Genomic DNA, 3,549 nt, shown 5'->3' with positions numbered 1-3,549 from the left:
GGCCCAGCGCGTGCCGGTGCGGGTCAGCATCGATCCGCATTCGGTGCCCGAGGGCGCGGTGCTCAGCGCCGGGATGAGCGCCACGCTGGTGATCCAGGGCGTGGACACAAAGCACAAGCCCGGCTGAAGCGCGCGGGCGCTGAATACGGACCGTCGCGCCCGCTGCGACGGCCGCGCGCTAGCGTAGGCGCATGCCTACACCCACCCCCATCAAAGGCCGCGGTGCGACCAGCCACCTTGCCGGCCGTTTCGAAACCCGGATTGCCGAAGCCGTCGACGATGGCTGGTCGGCCGATGAAAGCGAGGAGTTCGCCGCGCCACGGCTGCGTACCGACGTGCGCCCGGAAATCGCGCGCAGCATCATCAGCCGCAACAATTCGCCGGACGTGGGTTTCAGCCAGTCGGTCAATCCGTATCGTGGTTGCGAGCACGGCTGCTCGTACTGTTTCGCCCGGCCCAGCCACGCCTACCTCAACTTGTCCCCCGGCCTGGATTTCGAAACCAAGCTCTTCGCCAAGACCAACGCCGCCGAGGTGCTGCGCCGCGAACTGGCCAAACCGGGCTACGTGCCGCAGCCGATCGCGCTGGGCATCAACACCGATGCCTACCAGCCGATCGAACGCAAGCTGGGCATCACCCGCCAGCTGATCGAGGTGCTGGCCGAAACCAGGCATCCGTTTTCGCTGATCACCAAGAACGCGCTGGTCGAGCGCGACATCGACCTGCTGGCGCCACTGGCCGCGCAGCAGCTGGTCAGCGTGCACTTCTCGGTGACCTCGCTGGACCCGCACCTGTCGGCCAGGCTCGAACCGCGCGCCTCGGCCCCCCATGCCCGGTTGCGCGCGATGCGCCGCCTGAGCGAGGCCGGCATTCCGGTGGGCGTGATGGTGGCGCCGGTGATTCCGTGGATCAATGACGCCGAACTGGAAGCGGTGCTGGAGGCCGCGCGTGGAGCCGGTGCCGGCAGTGCCGGCTACGTGCTGCTGCGCCTGCCCTATGAGGTGGCGCCGCTGTTCCGCGACTGGCTGCAGGCACATTATCCACAGCGCGCCGAGCACGTGATGAGCACCATCAACCAGCTGCGCGGCGGCAAGGACTACGACAGCCGGTTCGGTACGCGTATGCGCGGCCAGGGCGCCTACGCCGAGCTGCTGGCCAACCGTTTCAAGCTGGCCAGCAAGCGGCTGGGCTTCAACGCCTCGCGCCAGCAATGGCCGGCGCTGGACTGCGGCAAGTTCACCGCACCGCTGCCGCCGACGAAGCCCTCACCGCAGGGCGAGCTGTTCTGAGCGCGGCAAAGAAAACGGCCACCGGAACGTTGCCGGTGGCCGCGGGCGCACAGTGGCCGGCAATCGGGATTACCTGGCGTCGTGCTCGCGGTGGTAACGGGTGGCTTCGGCCACTTCGTGTTTGGAGCCCAGGAACACCGGCACGCGCTGGTGCAGCTGCTCCGGGGCGACATCGAGGATGCGCTCACGGCCGTTGGTGGCGGCACCGCCGGCCTGCTCGACCAGCAGAGACATCGGGTTGGCCTCGTACATCAGGCGCAGCTTGCCGGCCTTGGACGGATCCTTGCTGTCCCACGGGTAGATGAAGATGCCGCCGCGGGTGAGGATGCGGTGCACGTCGGCGACCATCGAGGCGATCCAGCGCATGTTGAAGTTCTTGCCGCGCACGCCGTCCTTGCCGGCCAGCAGGTCGGTCACATAGGCCTGCATCGGCGCCTCCCAGTGGCGCTGGTTGGACATGTTGATGGCGAATTCCTGGGTGTCGGCCGGGATCTGCATGCCGCGCTGGGTCAGCACGAACTCGCCGGTTTCGCGGTCCAGGGTGAAGGCATGGGTGCCGTGGCCCACGGTCAGCACCAGCATCGTGCTCGGTCCGTAGATGCAGTAGCCGGCCGCGACCTGCCGGGTGCCGGCCTGCAGGAAATGTTCATCCCCAGGGTTATCCACACCCTCGGGTGCCCGCAGCACCGAGAAAATGGTGCCGACGGACACGTTCACGTCGATGTTGGAGCTGCCGTCGAGCGGATCGAACAGCAGCAGGAAGTCGCCCTGTGGATATTCCGAGGGCACCCGCTGGCTGTGGTCCATCTCCTCCGAGGCGCACGCCGCCAGGTGGCCGCCCCAGGCATTGGCTTCCAGCAGGATCTCGTTGGAAATCACGTCCAGCTTCTTTTGCGCCTCGCCCTGCACGTTGCCGGTACCGGCATCGCCGAGCACGCCGCCCAGGGCGCCCTTGCTCACCGCGATCGAGATGCTGGTGCAGGCGCGGGCCACCACCGCCACCAGCTGGCGCAGGTCGGCATTGATGCGCTGGGCGTGCTGCTCTTCAATCAGGAAGCGGGTCAACGACGTGCGGGACATGGGCAAGGACCACCTTCAGGCGAAAGGAGCGCCATTGTCGTGGGTCGGGCTGTTTTTTTCGAGCCAGCGGTCATGCCATGTCCGTTTGTGGACAGGATCGACCCGCGCGCCGGCCATTGGCTTTATCTACAGGGCTCGTACCATGGCAGGACCTGCAAGGGGAGTGGCATGGACTGGAATCAGGTGACACAGGGGCTGCTGTCGGCACTGGGTATCGGGCTGCTGATCGGCGCGGTGCGCGAGCGTCAGCATGGCAACGGCCGCCCGCTGCAGGCGGGGGTACGCACCCATGCGTTGCTGGCGCTGATGGGGACAGTGGCCATGCTGCTCGGTCCGCCGGCTTTCCTGGTGGCGCTGCTGGCCGCTGCGGCACTGGCATGGACCAGCTACCGCGCCACGTCCGCCGACGACCCGGGCCTGACGGGGGAGATCACCATGCTGACCACCGTGCTGCTGGGCGGGTTGGCGTTGCAACAGCGCGCGCTGGCCGCCGCGCTGGGGGTGGTGGTGGCGATCCTGCTGTGGGCCAAGGCCCCGCTGGCACGTTTCAGCCGCGAGCTGATCAGCGACCAGGAAATGCGCGATGCCCTGCTGCTGGCAGCCTGCGCGCTGGTGGTGCTGCCGATGTTGCCGGTGACAGCGGTGGACCCCTGGGCAGTGCTGGTGCCGTACAAGCTCTGGCAGATCGTCGTGCTGGTGATGGGCACCGGAATGCTGGGCCATGTCGGGTTGCGTGCGGTGGGCGCGCGCTGGGGCCTGCCGGTGGCCGGTTTCCTTTCCGGCTTCGCCTCCTCTACCGCTTCGGTGGCCGGGTTCGGTCGCAGCAGCCGTGCCTCACCGATGCTGGTGGCACCCTCGGCATCGGCCGCGCTGCTGGCCAATCTGGCTTCGCTGCTGCTGTTCGCCGCGATCCTCGGTACCACCTCGCCTGCGCTGTTGCAGGCCAGTGCCTGGCCGCTGCTGACCGCGGCGCTGGTGCTGCTGGGTTTTGCGGCGCTGGGTCTGCGCCATGTGCCGGATGAATCGGTTCCGGAAACCTCCACCGCCAAGGCGTTCCAGTTGCAGCACGCGCTGATGATCGCCGTGGCCATCGCAGCGGTGCTGTTGCTGTCTGAAGGGCTGCGCCGGGTATTCGGGCAGGCCGGCGCGCTGGTGGGGGCGACGGTGGCGGGGCTGGCCG

General features: G+C 67.9%; 3 protein-coding genes. 2 read left to right on the top strand and 1 reads right to left on the bottom strand.

Translation table 11 applies throughout. From position 1 onward, the window contains the following. The first annotated feature begins 191 nt into the window (after positions 1 to 191). Positions 192 to 1,289, top strand: a complete 1,098-nt coding sequence (locus JCM9942_RS12345; RefSeq protein ID WP_054660012.1) for a PA0069 family radical SAM protein — start codon at positions 192 to 194, stop codon at positions 1,287 to 1,289. 69 nt (positions 1,290 to 1,358) lie between these two features. Here JCM9942_RS12345 and JCM9942_RS12340 read toward each other — a convergent pair whose 3' ends face one another. Then, positions 1,359 to 2,369 carry a class 1 fructose-bisphosphatase gene (locus JCM9942_RS12340; RefSeq protein ID WP_054660010.1) on the bottom strand — a complete coding sequence of 337 codons (1,011 nt, stop codon included), beginning with the start codon at positions 2,367 to 2,369 and terminating at the stop codon, positions 1,359 to 1,361. Positions 2,370 to 2,537: 168 nt separating this feature from the next. On the opposite strand from JCM9942_RS12340, the gene JCM9942_RS12335 reads away from it, so the two are divergent. Next, a partial coding sequence (locus JCM9942_RS12335) for an MgtC/SapB family protein (RefSeq protein ID WP_054660008.1) occupies positions 2,538 to 3,549 on the top strand: 1,012 nt, incomplete at its 3' end.

The organism is Stenotrophomonas pictorum JCM 9942 (assembly GCF_001310775.1).
Taxonomy (GTDB): domain Bacteria; phylum Pseudomonadota; class Gammaproteobacteria; order Xanthomonadales; family Xanthomonadaceae; genus Stenotrophomonas; species Stenotrophomonas pictorum.
This window is presented reverse-complemented; position numbering and strand designations above follow the sequence as displayed.